This is a genomic window from Dactylosporangium sp. NPDC049140 (genome assembly GCF_040648435.1).
In genome coordinates, this window is record NZ_JBEZDS010000018.1 from 82,757 (window position 1) to 101,137 (window position 18,381).

16 protein-coding genes are annotated in these 18,381 nt (G+C 73.4%); 9 read left to right on the plus strand and 7 right to left on the minus strand.

The genetic code is table 11. From position 1 onward, the window contains the following. Window positions 1-10: 10 nt before the first annotated feature. Window positions 11-1,831 (plus strand): Hsp70 family protein, encoded by a 1,821-nt coding sequence (locus AB0B76_RS27455; RefSeq protein WP_360380749.1) that lies wholly within the window; start codon window positions 11-13, stop codon window positions 1,829-1,831. A gap of 14 nt (window positions 1,832-1,845) precedes the next feature. Here AB0B76_RS27455 and AB0B76_RS27460 read toward each other — a convergent pair whose 3' ends face one another. Then, window positions 1,846-2,172, minus strand: a complete 327-nt coding sequence (locus tag AB0B76_RS27460) for a putative quinol monooxygenase (RefSeq protein ID WP_360380753.1) — start codon at window positions 2,170-2,172, stop codon at window positions 1,846-1,848. A 99-nt stretch (window positions 2,173-2,271) separates the two neighbouring features. On the opposite strand from AB0B76_RS27460, the gene AB0B76_RS27465 reads away from it, so the two are divergent. Further along, window positions 2,272-2,949: a Crp/Fnr family transcriptional regulator gene (locus AB0B76_RS27465; RefSeq protein ID WP_360380755.1), complete on the plus strand. Its 678-nt coding sequence runs from the start codon at window positions 2,272-2,274 to the stop codon at window positions 2,947-2,949. A gap of 109 nt (window positions 2,950-3,058) precedes the next feature. On the opposite strand, the gene AB0B76_RS27470 is transcribed toward AB0B76_RS27465, so the two are convergent. After that, on the minus strand, window positions 3,059-3,763 hold the full coding sequence (locus AB0B76_RS27470) for a Crp/Fnr family transcriptional regulator (RefSeq protein WP_360380758.1): 705 nt from the start codon (window positions 3,761-3,763) through the stop codon (window positions 3,059-3,061). Window positions 3,764-3,863: 100 nt separating this feature from the next. On the opposite strand from AB0B76_RS27470, the gene AB0B76_RS27475 reads away from it, so the two are divergent. From AB0B76_RS27475 to AB0B76_RS27485, 3 genes are read left to right on the plus strand one after another with little or no spacing between them, the layout of a single operon-like run. Beyond that, window positions 3,864-4,517: a TetR family transcriptional regulator gene (locus AB0B76_RS27475; protein WP_360380761.1), complete on the plus strand. Its 654-nt coding sequence runs from the start codon at window positions 3,864-3,866 to the stop codon at window positions 4,515-4,517. A gap of 53 nt (window positions 4,518-4,570) precedes the next feature. Next, window positions 4,571-6,067 (plus strand): NCS1 family nucleobase:cation symporter-1, encoded by a 1,497-nt coding sequence (locus AB0B76_RS27480; protein WP_360380764.1) that lies wholly within the window; start codon window positions 4,571-4,573, stop codon window positions 6,065-6,067. Window position 6,068: 1 nt separating this feature from the next. Then, window positions 6,069-6,851, plus strand: a complete 783-nt coding sequence (locus AB0B76_RS27485; RefSeq protein WP_360380767.1) for an aspartate/glutamate racemase family protein — start codon at window positions 6,069-6,071, stop codon at window positions 6,849-6,851. Here AB0B76_RS27485 and AB0B76_RS27490 read toward each other — a convergent pair. Beyond that, window positions 6,800-7,513 (minus strand): GntR family transcriptional regulator, encoded by a 714-nt coding sequence (locus AB0B76_RS27490; RefSeq protein ID WP_360380769.1) that lies wholly within the window; start codon window positions 7,511-7,513, stop codon window positions 6,800-6,802. The two genes, AB0B76_RS27485 and AB0B76_RS27490, sit on opposite strands and share 52 nt — an antisense overlap. Window positions 7,514-7,634: 121 nt before the next feature. On the opposite strand from AB0B76_RS27490, the gene AB0B76_RS27495 reads away from it, so the two are divergent. After that, complete coding sequence (locus AB0B76_RS27495; protein ID WP_360380772.1) at window positions 7,635-8,150, plus strand: hypothetical protein; 516 nt, start codon at window positions 7,635-7,637, stop codon at window positions 8,148-8,150. 69 nt (window positions 8,151-8,219) lie between these two features. Here AB0B76_RS27495 and AB0B76_RS27500 read toward each other — a convergent pair whose 3' ends face one another. The 3 genes from AB0B76_RS27500 to AB0B76_RS27510 all read right to left on the minus strand — a co-directional run bounded on the left by AB0B76_RS27500 (window position 8,220) and on the right by AB0B76_RS27510 (window position 12,405). After that, the gene (locus AB0B76_RS27500; protein ID WP_360380775.1) at window positions 8,220-9,350 is read right to left on the minus strand and encodes an RICIN domain-containing protein; all 1,131 of its coding nucleotides are present in this window, start codon (window positions 9,348-9,350) and stop codon (window positions 8,220-8,222) included. Continuing rightward, window positions 9,347-10,867: a family 43 glycosylhydrolase gene (locus AB0B76_RS27505; RefSeq protein ID WP_360380778.1), complete on the minus strand. Its 1,521-nt coding sequence runs from the start codon at window positions 10,865-10,867 to the stop codon at window positions 9,347-9,349. The genes AB0B76_RS27500 and AB0B76_RS27505 overlap by 4 nt, the downstream gene beginning before the upstream one ends. Window positions 10,868-10,992: 125 nt before the next feature. After that, window positions 10,993-12,405, minus strand: coding sequence for a cellulase family glycosylhydrolase (locus AB0B76_RS27510; RefSeq protein ID WP_360380780.1), 1,413 nt, complete (start codon window positions 12,403-12,405; stop codon window positions 10,993-10,995). Between the two features lie 120 nt (window positions 12,406-12,525). On the opposite strand from AB0B76_RS27510, the gene AB0B76_RS27515 reads away from it, so the two are divergent. After that, window positions 12,526-12,876, plus strand: coding sequence for a hypothetical protein (locus AB0B76_RS27515; protein ID WP_360380783.1), 351 nt, complete (start codon window positions 12,526-12,528; stop codon window positions 12,874-12,876). Between the two features lie 277 nt (window positions 12,877-13,153). Here AB0B76_RS27515 and AB0B76_RS27520 read toward each other — a convergent pair whose 3' ends face one another. Next, complete coding sequence (locus AB0B76_RS27520) at window positions 13,154-15,019, minus strand: BTAD domain-containing putative transcriptional regulator (RefSeq protein WP_360380786.1); 1,866 nt, start codon at window positions 15,017-15,019, stop codon at window positions 13,154-13,156. Window positions 15,020-15,209: 190 nt separating this feature from the next. On the opposite strand from AB0B76_RS27520, the gene AB0B76_RS27525 reads away from it, so the two are divergent. Then, on the plus strand, window positions 15,210-15,377 hold the full coding sequence (locus AB0B76_RS27525) for a hypothetical protein (protein ID WP_360380789.1): 168 nt from the start codon (window positions 15,210-15,212) through the stop codon (window positions 15,375-15,377). Between the two features lie 3 nt (window positions 15,378-15,380). Further along, window positions 15,381-18,182, plus strand: a complete 2,802-nt coding sequence (locus tag AB0B76_RS27530; RefSeq protein WP_360380792.1) for a BTAD domain-containing putative transcriptional regulator — start codon at window positions 15,381-15,383, stop codon at window positions 18,180-18,182. The last annotated feature ends 199 nt before the right edge of the window (window positions 18,183-18,381 follow it).

Sequence of the window (18,381 nt, forward strand, 5' to 3'; positions counted from 1 at the left end):
GGGGGACGCGGTGGAGCTCGGGGTTGATCTGGGAACGTCGAGCACGGTCGCGTTCCTGCGGCGCGACGACGGCGCGACGGAGCCGGTGCTCTTCGACGGCGCCCCGCTGCTGCCCTCGGCCGTCTTCGCCGACGAGTCCGGTCAGCTGCTCGTCGGCCGCGACGCGGTCCACTCCGCCCGCGCGCGGCCCGAGCGGTTCGAGGGCAGCCCGAAGAGCCGCATCGACGAGGGCACGGTCTTCCTCGGCACCGAGGTGCGGGTCGAGGCCCTGCTCGGGGCGCTGCTGCACCGGGCCGCGGCCGAGGCCCGCCGGATCGGCGGGGCACCGGTCGCCGGCGTGACCATCTGCCACCCCGCGTCCTGGGGCCCGAACCGCCGTTCGGTGCTGCAGCGCGCCGCGGCCGCGACCGGCCTCGACCGGGTGCGCCTGGTGCCCGAGCCGGTCGCCGCGGCCGCGTTCCACCTGCGCCGTCACGCCACCGGCCCGGCCGACCTGCTCGTCTACGACCTCGGCGCGGGCACGTTCGACGTGGCCGTGGTGCGGCACACGCCGGGCGCCGCCCTGGAGGTACTCAGCAGCGGCGGCCTCGACGACACCGGCGGCCAGGACGTCGACGCGGCGATCGTCGGGCTGCTGCGCGAGCGGTGCGGCCCGCCCGAGCTGTGGGCCCGCCTGGACAATCCGGCCACGGTCGCCGACCGGGCCGCGCGCCGGCAGCTCTGGGACGACGTACGCAGCGCGAAGGAGATGCTCTCCCGGGTCGCGACGACGACGCTGTTCCTGCCGCTGCTGGAGACCGACCAGGTGGTGACCCGAGCCGAGGTCGAGCGGCTGGCCGCCCCGCTGATCCAGCGCACCCTCGACGCCGTGGCCGTGACCCTCGCGAACAGCCCGGTCCCCCTGCGCCCCCTGGGCGGCGTCGTCCTGGTCGGCGGCGCGAGCCGGATGCCGCTGGTGGCGACGATGCTGCACCGGGCACTGAACATCCCGCCGACGACCATCGACCAGCCGGAGCTCGTGGTGGCGGCCGGGAGCATCGACCCCCTGCTGATCGGCGGCCCGGCACTGGCGGTGCCCCAGCCCTTCGCCCAGCCGGTCGCCCAGCCGCAGCCCCAGGTGTTCGCCCAGCCGCAGCCCGTGTCACCGCAGCCCGTGCCGCCGCCGCAGCCGCCCGTACAGCCGCAGCCTTTCGCTCACCCGCAGGCCACCCCCGCCTGGCAACCGGCCGCACCGCCCCACCAGGCCTGGCAACCGCCCGTGCCGGCCGGACCACCCGCCGTGATCACCATCGTCGAGCTCATCAGCGTCAGCACGCCCACCTACACCGGCGTCACCCTGCGCGGCCAGCTCCACGCCGGCTTCGGCGTGATGGAGCACATCTTCCCGGCCACCGCCGACGGCGGCCTGCTGCTGTTCTCCGACGCCAACGCCCTGGCCCGGCACGCCGTCGCCCACGCCGCCGAGGACTCCCTGCTGGCCACCCCGGCCTGGCGCGTGCGCAACGACGGCGCCGACGAGCTGCGCTTCGACCTCGACCTGCTGCCCGAGCACATCGCCGCCCCGCCGGAGACGTGGCTGCCCGGCTTCGTGTGCCGGTGCCGCGACCTCGCCGCCCAGCTGGCGATCTTCCTCGACCTGCCGGACGCCGACGACCTCGTGGGCGAGCACTCCGTCATCGACCGGGCCGACGACATCCTGCGCCGGGTGCGCAACGACCCGTCGGCCCGCGCGGTACGCCGCAAGCTGGCCCGCCTCGACCACGCCCAGCTGCTCGAGGACTGGGCCGAGCTCATCGCCCGCATCGACCGGTCGATCGTGCAGCCGGGCTGATCCCGGCGGCGGCCTCAGCGCTCGACGGCCAGCTCGCCCAGCTCCGACCACCCGTCCTGGTCCACCGTGGTGCTCACGATGCGGGGGGTCTCCAGGAGGTACTGCGGGAGCGTCCGCTGGGCCTCCTTGAAGTGCGCGGAGCTCACGTGGGCGCCCCCGGCCTCGCCGTCGCGGAACGCCTCGACCAGCACGTACTCGTTCGGATCGTCCAGGCTGCGGGACCAGTCGAACCATAGGCAGCCCGGCTCGGCCCGGGTCGCGGCCGTGAACGCCCCGGCGATGTCGGGCCAGCGCTCGGCGTGCTCGGGCCGGATACGGAACTTGGCGGTGATGAAGATCATCGGTACTCCCTTCCAGACCTGGATTCTGCCGCGTCCCGGGGGCTGACGGGCGGGGAAGCATGCCAGAATGGGCGCATTGCCGGTGTGGGAGGACGATCGATGGACGAGGCGCTCGCCCGCAGCGGGATCATGCAGGGCATCGACGCGGACGCGGCGGAAGAGCTCGCGCGCGGCCTCGACTACGTCGACGTGCGCCGCGGCGACGTGCTGTTCAACGAGGGTGAGCCGGGCGACAGCCTGTACATCGTGCTGACCGGCAAGATCAAGCTGGGCCGCCGCGCACACGACGGCCGGCAGAACCTGCTCGCCATCATGGGCCCCGGCGACATGGTCGGCGAGCTGGCACTGTTCGACCCGGGCCCGCGCACGGCGACCGCGACGGCCGTGGTCGACTCGCGGGCCGCGCGGCTGACGAAGGCCTCGCTGCGCTCCTGGCTGGTGCGCCGCCCGGAGATCGCCGAGCAGCTGCTGCGGGTGCTGGCCCGCCGGCTGCGGCGCACCAACGACGCGCTCGCCGACCTTATCTTCACCGACGTACCCGGCCGGGTCGCCAAGAAGCTGCTCCAGCTCGCGGGCCCGTTCGGCATCCGCGACGGCGGGGTACTGCGGGTGACGCACGACCTCACCCAGGAGGAGCTCGCCCAGCTCGTCGGCGCCTCCCGCGAGACGGTCAACAAGGCCCTGGCCGACTTCAGCTCCCGGGGCTGGATCCGCCTCGAAGGCAAGAGCGTGGTGATCGCCGACCCGGAGCGCCTGGCCCGCCGCGCCCGGGTCTGAAGCGCCCCGGCCGGGCATCGGCCGTCCCGCGCCGCGCTGGCGTAGATCTTGAGGGGGCGTGGGTGGAGCGGAGCTGCCCCACCGCGGGCGTGGCGAGCTGGAAATACAGCTAGCGGCGGCGCTTGTGCTGGGCGCGCAGGGCCAGGGGAGCGTCGTCCAGGATGACGATGCACTTGTTCTCCAGGCGCACCCAGCCGCGCGAGGCGTACTGCGCCAGCACCTTGTTCACCGACTCCCGCGACGCCCCCACGAACTGGGCCAGCTCCGTCTGGGTGAGATCGTGCACGACCCGCGTCGCGCCGTCCTCGGCCACGCCGAACTGGTGGGCGAGCTGGATCAGCTGACCGGCGACCCGGCCCGGCACGTCGCTGAAGAGGCGGTCGTGCACGGTGGCCCGGTTGCCGCGGATGCGCCGGGCGACCGCGCGCAGCAGCTGCTCGGCGACCTCGGGGTGCCGGGCCATCCAGCGGTACAGCGCCGTCTTCGACAACCGCGCCAGCCGGGCGTCGGCCACCGCCGTCGCCGTCGCGGTGCGCGGGCCGCCGTCGAGCAGCTCGACCTCGCCGAACGGCTCGCCCGGGCCGATCAGGGCGAGGAGCCCCTCGCGGCCGTCGGAGGAGCGGCGGGACAGCTTCACCTTGCCCGACAGCAGCACGTACAGGCTGTCGCCGGCCTCGCCCTCGCGGAACAGCACGGTGCGCCGGCCCGCCGTGACGGTCTCGAACTCGGCGGCCAGCTCGTCGGCGGCCATCGGGTCGAGGGACTCGAAGAGGGCAGTGACCAGCGGACGGGGCTCGTGCAAGGTCAGGCTCATGATGTCCTCCCCGGGTGGCGGTACCGAGTACCGCTATGACGGTACGGCATGCCACCATGGCGGGGCAACAGCTGCTCAGGAGGTACGCGAGGATGGCACGGTGACCGGAACCCCCGTGAAGCAGCGGCTCGTGGACGCGGCGCTCGACCTGTACGACGAGCGCGGCTACGAACAGACCACCGCCGACGACATCGCCGACCGGGCCGGCGTCGGGCGCACCACGCTGTTCCGGCACTACCGGTCCAAGGAGGACGTGATCTTCCCGGACCACGACCGGCTCATCGCCGCGGTCCGGGAGCGGCTGGCCACGTCCAGCGCCGACACGGCGATCCTGGCGGTGACCGAGGCGGTGCGGCTGGTGCTGCTCAGCTACGTCGAGGAGGGCGACCGGGCCCGGCGCCGCTACGCGATCACCAGCCGCGTGGCCGCCCTGCGCGACCGGGAGATCGCGAGCGTGGCGCGGTACCAGCGGCTGTTCCGCGAGTTCATCGCCGGCTGGATGGGCCCGGCGCCGGCCGACGCGCTGCGCGCCGAGCTGATGGCCGCGGCCGTCGTCTCCGCCCACAACCACGTGCTGCGGCGGTGGCTGCGCCGGGAGGCGGCCGACCCGGCGGCCGAGCTCGACGCCGCCATGGCGCGCGTGGTTCAGCTGTTCGCGGGCGAGACCGGGGGCGGGTCGATGGTGCTCGTCCTGCGCGACACCAGGGACCCCGAGCAGGTCGCGACGGCCGTCCGCCAAGCCCTGAAACGATAAGAATATATATCTGCGAACACGCCGCGGAAACAGGCCGTTCCTAGCGTGGGTCCATGGCCGACACGCTGGAAACCCCTCAGCATCAGGATCTCGTCGAGGCCGCCGGCATGCCCGTCGGCAGCGGGGAGGTCAGGCCCGGGTACGACCCGCGGCTCACCAACGAGGACCTCGCACCCCTGCGCAAGCAGACGTGGGGCGCCTACAACATCTTCGCGTTCTGGATGTCCGATGTGCACAGCGTCGGCGGCTACGTCACCGCCGGCTCCCTCTTCGCCCTGGGCCTGTCCAGCTGGCAGGTGCTGGTGGCGCTCGTCGCCGGCATCGGCATCGTGTACTTCTTCTGCAACCTCGTCGCGAAGCCGAGCCAGGCCACCGGGGTGCCGTATCCGGTGATCAACCGCGTGGCGTTCGGCGTGCTGGGGGCCAACGTGCCGGCCATCATCCGCGGCTCGATCGCCGTGGCGTGGTACGGCATCCAGACCTATCTGGCCTCCGCCGCGCTCGACGTGGTGGTGCTCAAGCTGTGGCCGGGCCTGGCCTCGTACGCCGACGTCGGCAAGTGGGGCTTCCTGGGCCTGCCGCTGCTGGGCTGGTGCTCCTACGCGCTGCTGTGGGTGCTGCAGGCCGCGGTCTTCTGGACCGGCATGGAGACGATCCGCCGGTTCATCGACTTCTGCGGCCCGGCCGTGTACGTCGTGATGGCCGTGCTCGCCGGCTACCTCATCTACCAGGCCGGCTGGGGCGCCATCGACCTGAGCCTGGGCGAGGTGAAGTACCACGGCCTGGACGCCGTGCCCGTGATGCTCGGCGCGATCGCGCTCGTGGTGTCGTACTTCTCCGGCCCGATGCTGAACTTCGGCGACTTCTCGCGCTACGGCCGGTCGTTCGGGTCGGTCCGCACCGGCAACCTCCTCGGCCTGCCGGTGAACTTCCTCGCCTTCTCCATTCTCGTCGTGGTGACCTCGTCGCTGACGATCCCCATCTTCGGCGAGCTCATCACCGACCCGGTGCAGACCGTGGCGCGGATCGACTCGACGTTCGCGATCGTCCTCGGCGCCCTCACGTTCACGATTGCCACCATCGGCATCAACATCGTGGCGAACTTCATCTCGCCCGCGTTCGACTTCTCCAACGTCAGCCCGCAGCGCATCAGCTGGCGCGCCGGCGGCATGATCGCCGCGGTCGGCTCGGTGCTCATCACGCCGTGGAACCTGTACAACAACCCGGACGTCATCCACTACACGCTGGAGATCCTCGGCGCGGCGATCGGGCCGCTGTTCGGGGTCCTCATCGCCGACTACTACCTGGTGCGCAAGCAGAAGGTCGACGTCGACGCGATGTTCACCATGCGCGAGGACGGCAAGTACTGGTACCGCAAGGGCTACAACCCGCCAGCGCTCATCGCCACCGCGGTCGGTGCCGTGGTCGCGGTCGTGCCGGTGCTGTGGAGCGACGGCCCGGGGATGTCCACGACGGCGCAGTACAGCTGGTTCATCGGTATGGCGCTGGGCCTCCTCGGCTACCTGGGACTGTCCAAAAGGGCCGCCTGACATGCGCATCCGCGTCGTCAACCCGAACACCACCGCGGCGATGACCGCACTGATCGGGGCGAGCGCCCGGGCCGTGGCCGGCCCGGGCGTGCTCGTCGAGGCGGTCACCTCCCCGATGGGGCCGGTCTCCATCGAGAGCCACTACGACGAGGCGCTCAGCGTGCCGGGCCTGCTCGCCGCGATCGCCGACGGGGAGGCGTCCGATGTGGATGGGTACGTCGTCGCCTGCTTCGGCGACCCGGGCCTGGACGCCGCCCGCGAGCTGGCCCGCGGCCCCGTCGTCGGCATCGCCGAGGCCGCCATGCACGCCGCGGCCCTGCTCGGCCGCGGCTTCAGCATCGTCACCACACTGGATCGCACGCGGGGCCGGGCGTGGGAGCTCGCGCACCGGTACACCGCACCCGGTGTCTGCCGCGGCGTGCACGCGTGCGACATCCCGGTGCTCGAGCTCGAGGCCGACCCGCACCTGACCGACCGGGTCGCGGCCCTGGCCGGCCGGGCGCTGGAGGAGGACGGAGCCGACGTCATCGTGCTCGGCTGCGCCGGCCTGGCCGGCCTGTGCGAGGCGGTGTCGGCCCGCCTGGGGGTGCCGGTGGTCGACGGCGTGTCGGCGGCCACGGTGCTCGTCCAGTCGCTGGTCACCCTGGGCCTGCGCACGTCGGTGCGCGCCGAGTACGCCCCGCCGCGGCCGAAGCCGTACACCGGGGCGCTCGCCGGCTTCGGGATGACCATTCAGAGCGGGTCGGCGAACAGGCCGGTGTCGCGGGGCAGCAGCGCGATGTAGGACTGCAACCGCCCGTGGTGCACGGCGCAGGTGGCGATGAGCGCGTCGGCGTCGCGGGCGCTGAACGCGCCGAGCATCGCGGCGTGGTCGCGGTGCAGCAGCTCGCGGTCGGCCGGGCCGAGATGCGTCATGGGCTGCAGCGGCTCGGTCATGTTCCAGGCGGTGCCGAGCATGTGCAGCAGCCGGCGCATCCGGCACGGGCGGATCAGGGCCAGGTGGAAACGGCGGCTCTCGCGGTGGTACGCCCGCCCGTCCCCGGCCCGTACCGCCGCCTCGAGCGCGGCATGCGCCGCGGCCGCCCGCTCGTCGTCGTCGGCGCGCGCCTGCCCGACCGCCACGCGCAGCGCGGCCGTCTCGAGGGCCTCGCGCACGAGGTAGATCTCGACGAACTCCTCCGCGGTAAGTTTCGCGACGCGGTAGCCCAGATGCGGCCGGTGGTCGACCAGGCCCTCGCCGATGAGCGTCATGAGCGCCTCGCGCACCGGGATCCGTGACACCCCGAACGCGGCCGCCACCGCGTCGACCGGGATCGCGGAGCCCGGCGGCACCTCGCCGTCGAGGATGCAGGCGCGCAGGTCGTCGAGGATCGCGCCCTGGGAGCGGTCGGTGCGCCGCCCGGCGAGGAGTGCGACCAGCACCGACCGGCGGCGGGGTCCGGGCATGGCTCACCTCCCGCGGCGAGCGTAGACGCGCCCCGTTATCGGCATATTTCCGAGCCGTTCACGATCGTCCCTGGGAACGCTCCCATTGACGCCGGCGCATCCATCGACGAGGCTGCCCGCCATGACCACCGCGCTCCTCGTCGCCGTCGTGCTGCTCGCCGCGCTCACCGTGTTCAACCTCGTCCTCGTGCTCGGTGTGGTCCGCCGGCTGCGCACCTTCGAGCACCGCGCCGGTGGTCCGGGCGAGAGGCCGCCGGCCCTGACCGCGCCAGCCGGCGAGCGTGTCGGCGACTTCACCGCGTCCACAGTGGACGACCGCAGGCTGTCCCGCGCCGCGCTGGCGGGGACCACGCTCTTCGGGTTCTTCTCACCGAACTGCTCGGCCTGCCACGAGCGGCTGGGCGACTTCCGGACCGCGGCGGCGCGCCACTCCGGCGACGCGTACGCGGTCGTGGTCCGCGACGGCGGCGCGCTGGAGCCGGTGCTGGCCGGCCTCGCGGACACGCCGGTGGTCCTCGAGGAGCCGGACGGCCCGGTGGCGCGCGCCTTCGGCGTGAGCGGGTTCCCCGCCTTCGTGCTCGTGCGCGAGGGCGGCGTCATCGAGTCGACGGGCCTGCAGGTCCCCGTCCCGGCGTGAGACGCGGACCGGCCCGGCTCTCCAGGGAAGGTTGGAGGGCCGGGCCGGTCTTCTTCGGGGGTACGGGAGTTACGTCAGGAACGATCCGTAGGAACCGTTGAGGATGGAGGTCTTCTGGGCCTGGCTGAAGTGCGTGTTCGGGTAGTTGTAGAAGTCCGCCGACATCGGGGTGTCGTCGTCGCCGGAGGAGTCCGGCAGGCCGAAGGCGTGGCCCAGTTCGTGGACCATCCCGCCGTACCACCGGTTCATCGACTGCCCGCTGGTGCCCGCGGCACCGTCGGCGTCGTGGCCGGAGAGGATCACCCATCCGCCGCCACCGCCGCCGCCCGCGCCGTCGCCCTCCGCGCTGATCTCGCCGACGTTGAGCCAGCGGGAGTCGGGCGCGCGCAGGCCGAGCTTGCGTATCAGCTCCTGCTGCATGTTTGTCACGGCCCACCAGTACTTGTCCCCGCCGTTGGGCGTGTTCTCGTACCAGCTGCGGACGTGGTCGCCGGTGACGACCTCGACGACCGTGGGGTTGAGCGTGAACGTCCTGCCCAGCTCCTGCTTGTAGTACCGCTGGGCCTCCCGCATGACCGCGGCTATCCCGTCCGGGTAGCGCTGGTCGTACGGCACGTCCGACGGCCGCAGCCAGTAGACGCGGACGGTCTTCTGGGCCGGGGTCCCGGACGGCGTCACCGGCGGCGAGCTCGGTGTCGTCGTGCCGCCGGTGACCCGCCACGTGCGCGCGGAGCCGGCGTCACAGGGCAGCTGGACCAGGCCCGTGCCGCCCGCTGCGGACACGCACTTGCCGGAGTGCACCGCCTGCAGGCCCGACAGCCCGTTGGCCCCGGTGACGAGCCGGAACCGCTGGTTGTTCGCGCTCGAACAGCTCCACTGGATGACCGGCGCGTTGTCCGATGTGGACGCCCCGTTGACGTCGACGCACTTGCCCGCGGCCGAGGTGCCGATGGTGTACTGGTCCGGCGTGCCCGACACCGGGGTGAACGCGAAGCGCTGGTTGGCGCCCCCGTTGCAGGCGTACTGGATCAGCTGCACCCCGTTCGCGGTCGAGGAGTTCGGCACGTCGAGGCAGTTGCCGTTGCCGTTCACCGCGGTGCTGGTGAACGCCGTCGCGGCCTCCGCGGTACCGAAGAAGAAGACCGCGACCGGGGTCAGGACGGCGAGGGCGGCCACCAGCGCGAGGCGGCCACGTCTCACGACGGCTCCCCGGACGGCACGGCCAGCGGCGTGCTGAGCGCGGCCGGGACGCCGAAGTTGGGCGTGCCGTCGGCGTTCCAGGTGATCTTCTGGGCCCGCGTGCTGCGGTTCATGTCGCAGCCGCCGGCCGAGCTGGTCACGGCGTGGTACACGATCCAGTCCTCGGTGCCGTCGGGCGACTTGAAGAACCCGTTGTGCCCGGGCCCGTAGACGCCGTTGGCGTTGGAGCGCTGGAACACCGGCGTCGAGGTCTTCACCCACGACGAGGAGCTGAGCGGGTCACCGCCGTTCCAGGTGAGCAGGCCCAGCTTGTAGTCGGGGGTGGAGCAGTGGCTGGCGGAGAAGGCGATGAACGTCTTGCCGCCGTGCTGGATGACCTCCGGCGCCTCGTTGACCGCGCCGCCGACCGTCTCCCAGCTGTACGTCGGCGTGGCCAGCAGCCGCCGGGTGCCGCTGGCGGTCCAGGGGTTCGACAGCGGGCGGATGAACATGGGCTGCGAGCCGGTGTAGTACGTGCCCAGCAGGTACAGCTGCCCGTTGAGCTGGAGGATCGTCGGGTCCAGCTCCCAGGTGTTGTCCTGGGTCGGGTCGAGCATGTCGGCCTTGAACGTGTACGGGCCCATCGGGTCCAGCCCGGCGCTCTCCAGCACGTGGATGCGCTGCGTGCCCAGGTTGTACGGCTCGACGCCGGCCACGTAGTACAGGTACCACCGCTGCCCGTTCGGGCCGTTGAGCAGATGGAACTCGGGGGCCCACATGGTGCCGGCGCCGTTGGAGCGCGTCAGGTTGAAGATGACGGTCTCCGGCGCGGTGGCCAGGCCACCCAGTGTCGCCGACTTGCGCATGGTGATGGTGCGGTTCCAGGTCGTCGCCGCGAGGTAGTAGTAGCCGTTGTAGTACTGCAGCCACGGGTCCGGGCCCTGCGGGTCGAGCGGGTTCATGAAGGTGTTGCCGCCGCCACCGGTGCCCGGGTTGTACCCGGCCAGCCGCCACACCCGCGTCGTGGCGGTCGTGCACGGCAGCTGCACCAGCTTCGCGTTCGCCGCGGTGCTGTCGGCGGACGGGGCGACGCACTTGCCGGACTGGACGCCGACGAGGTTGAACGTGTTGGTGACGCCCGGGACGGTGACCGCCTGGAGCCGGAAGCGCTGGTTGTTCTGGCCGTTGCAGGGGTACTGGATCACGGCCGCGTTGTCGGCGGTGGACTGCCCGGTGATGTCGACGCACGAGCCGGACGTCAGGGTCCCGACGGTGTACGTGTTCGCGACGCCGGACACGGGGGTGAACGTGTAGTTCTGGCGCGTCGAGCCGTTGCAGGCGGCGTCCTGCAGCTGCAGGGCGGCGGTCGTCGCGCCGCCGGGCACCTCGGCACAGTTGCCGCCGGCCTGTAGGGCGATGGTGCTGGAGAACGTCACCGGGGCGGCGGACGCCGGTGAACTTTCGAGGGCCACGAGCGGCAGCAGTACAGCCGCAAGGAGCGCGGCGGCGGCCCGTGGCGGACGGGCAAATCTGGTCATCTCTCACGTCCTCGGATGGTAACCGAAAACCCTTTCGGAGATGGTCGCCCGCCAAACTCGCGCAGGTCAATGTTGTGACAAATTGTTAAGGGGCCGAAAAGTTTTCGGCCCCCGATGTGCTTACGTCAGCTGGCGGTGCAGGTGAGCGCCGGCACCGAGTTGGTGCCGTTGTACGAGCCGAGGAAGCCGAACGAGGTGTTCTGGCCGGCCCCGACGGTGCCGTTGTAGCCCACGTTCGTCGCGGTCACGTTCGCGCCGCTGCTGGTGATGTTGGCGCTCCAGAAGGAGGTGACGGCCTGGCCGTTGGCGTAGGTCCACTTCACGGTCCAGCCCGAGATGGCCTGGCCGCCGGCGGTGACCGTCACCTGGCCCTGGAAGCCGCCCGGCCACTGCCCGACGATGCTGTACACCGCGGTGCACGCCTTGGTCCCGCCCGGCGACGGGCTGGTGGAGACGCTGCGCGACGGGCTGGGCGAGGTGGAGCTGCGCGACGGCGACGGGCTGGCCGACGAGCGCGACGGCGACGGGCTGACCGACGTGCGCGACGGCGACGGGCTCGTCACCCCGCTGTAGATGCTCGCTTCCTTGGCGGTGGCCTTGATGCCGTGCGCGCCGTTGAAGATGCGCTGGCCCCACGTGGTGAGCTGGTTCGGGTTGAAGTTCGTCGCCATGTCGAGGATCGGGTCGGTGTTGCCGCTCCACGACCAGCCGATGTACCCCAGCCCGCGGGCGTCGGCCTGGGCCAGCAGCGTCTCGTGGTCGACCTCGCCGGACTGGAACTGCCAGCCGAACTCACCGATCACCAGCGGCCAGTTGTTGTTCTGGAACCGGTCGAGGTAGTCGATGATGGTCTGCGCGTTGGCGTACACGGCGTACATGTGGATCGAGAGCACGGTGTTCTTCTGCGTGTCCGCGTCGAGCACCGTCTGCGCGTTGTCGCGCATCACGTTCTGCCAGTCCTGGCCCCAGTTCGGCGCGTCGACCATCAGCAGGTGCTGGAAGCCGTTGCTGCGCATCTTCTGGATAGCGGCGACGGTGGCGGCCGTCCACTGCTGCGGGTTGTTGTTGCCGATCGGCTCGTTGCCGATGTTGATGGAGATGTAGCTCTCCTGGCCGACGAGCACGCTCTTCTGGCTGATCCAGTAGTTCACGGCCTCGTCGAGCGTGGCGGCGGCGCCGTCCTCGCCGTAGCCGGTGGTGTCGTGCACCTCCAGCACGCAGATGAGCTTGTTCGCCTTGCACAGTGAGATGACGTTCGCGACGTCGTTGGACGGCCCCCAGCGCTTGCCGGAGCCGAGCACCACCCGCACCGTGTTGGCCCCGAGCGCCTTGACGTCCGCGAACGCCTGCGTGTTGCCCGTGTACCACACGTGCGGATGGTTGACCCCGCGCATGATGAACTGCTGGCCGTTGGCCTCCACGATGTTGCGCCCGCTGACGTGGAGACCGACGGCGGCGGACGCCTCCTGGGCGTACACCACGAACGACGCGGCCACCACGGCCAGCGCGGCGCCGAAGATCGTGAGTCTTCTCTTCATGACGTACTTCAGTACGCGCCGCGTTTTCGAAACTCAATCGAAGCGCTTCGAGGTGTCGGCGGACCAGCGTCCGGCGGCCCGGCGGCGGTGAAAGATACAGGCGCTGGGTATGTGCACGTCATGGCCTCATACACGGTGAACCCGGCGGCGGTCGAGCGGGCCCGGGCGCTGATCGACGCGCGGCAGTACGTGCTGGACAGCGACTGGGGCGCGGTCGCGCCGCACGCCGACGCGGGCAACAAATACCTCGAGCGGCACTCCTGGGCCGAGTACGGCGCGTGGCACCTCGGCCTCACCGAGGGCCCCGGCGACGAGACGAAGGCGCGGTACGCGTTCGTCTACGGCGACTTCCGCCGCGTGCACCGCACCGGCCTCATCGCCTGCGTCTACCGGGCCGCGGAGTGGCGCCACAAGGACGTCGAGCTCGCGGCCCACGACCTGCTGCAGCGCCTCGACAAGCTCGCCTTGTAGGGGCTGCAGCGCAGTTACAGCGGAACTCCAGCGGTCCGCGTGAACGTGTTCGCGTTCACGGAAACGGACAGCCGGAAGGGGTTCCACCATGGGTACGAGCATCTTCGGCCGGGTCGGGCGGCCGGCCGCGGCGGCCGGCGTCGCGGGCGCCACGCTCCTCACGGCCCGGGCCACACCTCGACGGGCCAGCGGAACATCAAGAGCCGGCACCGCGGCATCCAGCTGTTCGCGTCGTACGAGTACGGCGGCGGCGACGACCTGCCCGCCACCACCGTCGTCACCGGCCAGAGCCCAGGTCCCGCTCGATCACCAGCCGCACCAGCCCGGGCATCCGGTACCCGAGCCCGTGGTGCTCGAGCAGGCGGGCATCGGCCAGCCGGTCGGCGACACGCTCGGCGTCGCCGACCGGCTGCCGCAGCAGCCCCGCGATCCGGTCCCGGGTCAGCTCGGCGAGCTGCCCGGCGCCGGCCCCGGCCAGCTGGGCCGAGACCGCCAGCTGGGCCAGCGTCGCCCGGTCGTCCGGGTCGAGGCGCACCAGGCTGCCCTCGATGCGCTCGCGCACGTCGAGGTCGCCGGCGGCCAGCTGCTCCAGGCGGTCGTCCGGGTCCGCCAGGCGCGCCGCGAACGCGGCCAGGTCCAGGCCCGGCCGGGCCACCAGGCGCGCCGCCGCGGCCCGCACCGCGAGGGGCAGCCCCTCGCAGGCCGCGGCGATGTCGTCCGCGGCGCCGGCCTCGGCCGCGACCCGCGCCGCGCCGACGGCGAGGGCCAGCAGCTCCACCGCCTGCGCCGGGGGCAGCGGCGCGAGCGACAGCCGTAGGTCGGCATCGAGGTCGGCGAGGGTCCGCCGGCAGGTCACGACGACGGCGCACCCCGGGTGCGCGGCGAGGAAGGGACGGACATGGGCGGCCAGCCACACATCGTCGAGCAGCAGCAGGATTCGGCGCTCGGTGAGGGTCGAGCGCAGCAGCGCGGCCCGCTCGTCCGTCGACGGCGGCAGGGCGGCGCCGGGGCCGCCGAGCGACCGCAGGAGCATCGCGAGCGCGCCGTCGACCGAGGTCGGCCGCGGCCGGGTCGCGTGGAAGGGCACGAACAGCTGGCCGTCGGGGAAGCGGTCGCGGACCCGGTGGGCGGCGGCCAGCACCAGCGCGGTCTTGCCGACCCCGGCCGGCCCGTCGACCGTCACCAGCGTCGGCCGGTGGCCCTCGGCCGCCGCGGCCAGGGCGTCGCCCAGCGCCCGCTCGGCGGCGTCGCGGCCGACGAGCCGAGCCGGCGGGGGCGGCAGCTGGTACGGCAGGCCGGGCGCCGGCTCCGCCCGCGGGGCCGGGTCGGGGCCGCGGGTCCGCGCGGCCACGACGTCGACCGGCGGGCCATCGGCGGCTGGGGCGCCGTCGCCGTCGAGGATCGCCTTGTGGGCCCGGCGCAGCCCGGCGCCGGGCTCCACGCCGAGCTCCTCGCGCAGCACCCCGTAGCCTTGCTGGTACACGCGCAGCGCGTCGGCCTGCCGGCCCAGCCGGTACAGCACCAGCATGAGCAGCGCCCGCATGTCCTCGCGCAGCGGGTGCTCGGCGACGAACGCGGTCAGCTCCGGCACCATCCAGGCCGGGTCGCCGAGGTGGCTCGCCGACTCGAAGCGCCGCTCGGTCGCCAGCAGCCGCAGCTCCTCCAGCCGGGCCGCGGCCGCGCGGAACAGCGGCGAGTCCAGCCCGGCCAGGGCCGGGCCGCGCCAGTGCGCCAGGGCGTCGCCCAGCAGCCGCGTCGCGCGCTCGTGGTCGCCGCCGGTCGCGGCCCGCTCCGCCTCCGCGGCCAGCCGCTCGAACCGGTGCAGGTCCAGCGCGCCGCGCTCGACCCGCATCAGGTACCCGGGCGGCCGGGTGACGATGCACGCGGCGGCCGGGCGCCCGATCGAGCGGCGCAGCGTCGACACGTAGGTCTGCACCAGGTCGGGGGCGGTGTTCGGCGGCTCGTCGCCCCAGATCGCGTCGACCAGCCGGGCCGTCGACACCACCGCGTTGGCCTGCAGTAACGTCGCGCCGAGGAGGGCCTGCTGCTTCGCCGAGTTGACCGCGACGCGCCGCTCGCCGGCCCGGACCTCGACCGGGCCGAGTATGCCGAAGGTGAGCAGCGGTGTACTCTTCTCGTTCACGCCGAACCCCCTGTTGAGGCCGCTCTCTGCGCAGGTCGCACGCGGAGCGTCGCGGAACCGGGTTGTAAATCCGTTAAAGCGCTGTTGCCGCCCCGGCCGCCGTCGATATCCACTTGTGCCGAACTCTCCCGCCGGGTCGTATGATCCGAGGCGGCCGACCCTTGCCGGCCGTGACCTATTGGGGGGCTACATGCGAAGGTTGCTGCTCGCATTAGTGGCGGCCGGGGCCGTCGTGCTCGGCGCGGCCACGACGGCGCACGCGATCGTGGTGCCGCCGAAGTGCTACACCAACGCCGGCGAGATCAGCTGTCTGACGCCGCCGACCCCGCCGACCCCGACCCCGACCCGGACGCCCTGACCGGTGCGCATCGGCCTGCTCGGGCCACTGGAGGTCATCGACGACGACGGCGCGCCGGTCGAGCTTCCCGGCGGTAAGCCGCGCACCCTGCTGGCGGTGCTCGCCTGCCACGCGGGGCGGCCGGTCTCGGCCGAGGTCCTCGTCGAGTCTCTCTGGGGGTCCGCCCCGCCCGCCCGGGCGGACGCCAACCTCCGGGTGTACGTCCACCACCTGCGCAAGGCCCTGGGCGGCGACCGCATCGGCCGCCGCCCGGAGGGCTACGTGCTGTGGCTGGAGCCGGGCGAGATCGACGCCGCCCGGTTCCGGTCGCTGCTCGCCACGGCCCGCGCCGCCGCCGAGCCCGACCGTGCCCTGGCGGCGCTCGAGGCCGCCCTGGCGCTGTGGCGCGGACCGGCCCTGACCGGCCTCGAGTCCGTCCCGGCCCTGGCCGCCGACGCGACCGGCCTGGAGGAGCTGCGGCTGCAGGCGCTCGAGCAGCGCTTCGAGATCGAGCTGGGCCGCGGCCACGGCGCCGGCATCATCGCCGAGCTGCGGGCGCTGACCGGGCAGTACCCGCTGCGCGAGACGTTCCGCGGCCAGCTCATGCGGGCCCTGCTCGGCGTGGGCCGCGGCGCCGAGGCCGCCGCCGTGTTCGAGTCCGCGCGCCAGGTGCTCGCCGACGAGCTGGGCCTCGACCCCGGCCCGCAGCTGCGCGACCTGCACCTCGCGGTGCTGCGCAACGACCCGCCGCCGGCCGCGCCGGCCACGGCCGCCCCGCGGATCGTCGCGCTCGTGCCCCGGCAGCTGCCCGCCCGCGTCGCCGGCTTCACCGGCCGCGGCGAGTGGCTGGCCCGCCTCGACGAGCTGCTGCCGACCGGCGACCCGGACCGCGACGTGCCCGTCGCCACCATCAGCGGACCGGGCGGCATCGGCAAGACCACGCTGGCCGTGCACTGGGCCCACTCGGTCGCCGAGCGGTTCCCCGACGGCCAGCTGTACGTCAACCTGCACGGCTTCGACCCGGTCCGCGCCCCGCTGGCGCCCGCCGCGGCGCTGAGCCTGCTGCTGACCGCGCTCGGCGTGCGGCCCCGCGACATCCCGTCCGACGCGGCCGAGCGGGAGAGCCTCTACCGCAGCGTCGTGGCGGCCCTGCGGGTGCTCGTGGTGCTGGACAACGCCTGCGACGCGGCCCAGGTGCGCCCCCTGCTGCCCGGCGGCGCGGGCTGCTTCGCCGTCGTCACCAGCCGCGACCCCCTCGCCGGCCTGGCCGCCGCGGGCGCCCGGCCGCTGATGCTCGGCCTGTTCGACACGATCGAGGCGGCCGACCTGCTGGAGCGCCGCCTCGGGCACTGGCGGGTGGCCGCCGACCCCGCGGCCGTCGCCGACGTCATCGCCCGCTGCGGCGGCCTGCCGCTCGCGCTGAGCGTCGTGGCCGCCCGCGCCGCGGTGACCTCGACGCCGTCGCTGGCCGCGGTGGCCGGCGAGCTCGGCCGGGCCCGCCGCACCCTCGACGGCTTCGCCGGCGTCGACGCCGCCACCGACCCGAGGACCGTGTTCTCCTGGTCGTACCGCGTGCTGGACGAGTTCACCGCGCGCCTGTTCCGCCTGCTGTCGGTCCACCCCGGCCCGGAGGTCACGGTCAACGCCGCGGCGAGCCTGGCCGGCGTCGCGCCCGACGACGCCGGCGCCGCCCTGCGCCGGCTGTGCGCCGCGAGCCTGCTCACCGAGGCCGGCCCGGGCCGCTACGGCGCGCACGACCTGATCCGCGCCTACGCCGTCGAGCTGGCCGAGGCGACCGACGACGCCGCCGAGCGCGACGCGGCGCTGGGCCGGCTGTTCGACCACCTCGTGCACACCGCGTACCCGGCCACCCTGCTGCTGGACGCGAACCAGACCCCGACCCCGATCGACCCGCCCGCCGGCGCGGTCACCCCGGACCCGGTCGAGGACCGCGCACAGGCCCTCGCCTGGTTCGACGCCGAGCGTGCGGTGCTGCTGGCGGCGGTCGAGCGGGCCGGGGCCGGCCACCCGTCGCACGCCTGGCAGCTCGCGTGCAGCTGCGTGGTGTACCTCGAACGCACCGGCCGCTGGCAGGAGAAGCTGGCCGTGCTCGCGACCGCCCTCGACGCCGTGCGGCGCACCGGCGACCGCGCGGTCGAGGCCCGCATCCTGCGCAGCCAGGGCCGCACGCTGGGCCGCCTGCACCGCCACGACGAGGCGACGGCCCACCTGCGCGAGGCCGTGCTGCTCTACCGCGACCTCGGCGACGCCAACGGCCTGGCCCACGCCACCGGCACGCTGGGCGAGCTGCTGGAGGGCGCGGGCCGCTACGAGGAGGCGATGACCCACACGTCCCGGGCCTGCGAGCTGTACCGCAGCGCGGGCAACGTCATCGGCGAGGCGCGCTCGCTCGGCGGGGTCGCGTCGCTGCAGACGATGACGGGCCGCTACGCGGAGGCGATCGTCACCTGCCGGCGGGCCCTGGAGCTGTTCACTGCGGCCGGGGAGCCGGGCGAGCTGGCCGGCGTCTACGACACCCTGGGCGTGGCCCACCACCATCTCGGCGCGCCGGCCCGGGCGATCGAGTGCTTCGGCCGCGCCCTGGACCGCCTGGCCGACACGGGGGAGCGCTTCTACCTGGCCCTGGTCCTGACCCACCGCGCCGACACGCACCGCGCGGCGGGCGAGCGGGAGCGGGCCCGGCAGGACTACCGCGAGGCGCTGACCATCTTCACCGGACTGGGCGCGCGGGAGGCCGAGACCGTGCGCAACCAGCTGGCGACCCTCTCGGCCGAAGCCGCCGCCGGCCGACCTCGTCTCGACTGACGGGGCCGGTGACGCTCGAGAGCCGCCGCCGGCCGGCCTCGTCTCGACTGACGGGGCCGGTGACGCTCGAGAGCCGCCGCCGGCCGGCCTCGTCTCGACTGACAGGGCCGGTGACGCTCGAGAGCCGCCGCCGGCCGGCCTCGTCTCGACTGACGGGGCCGGTGACGCTCGAGAGCCGCCGCCGGCCGGCCTCGTCTCG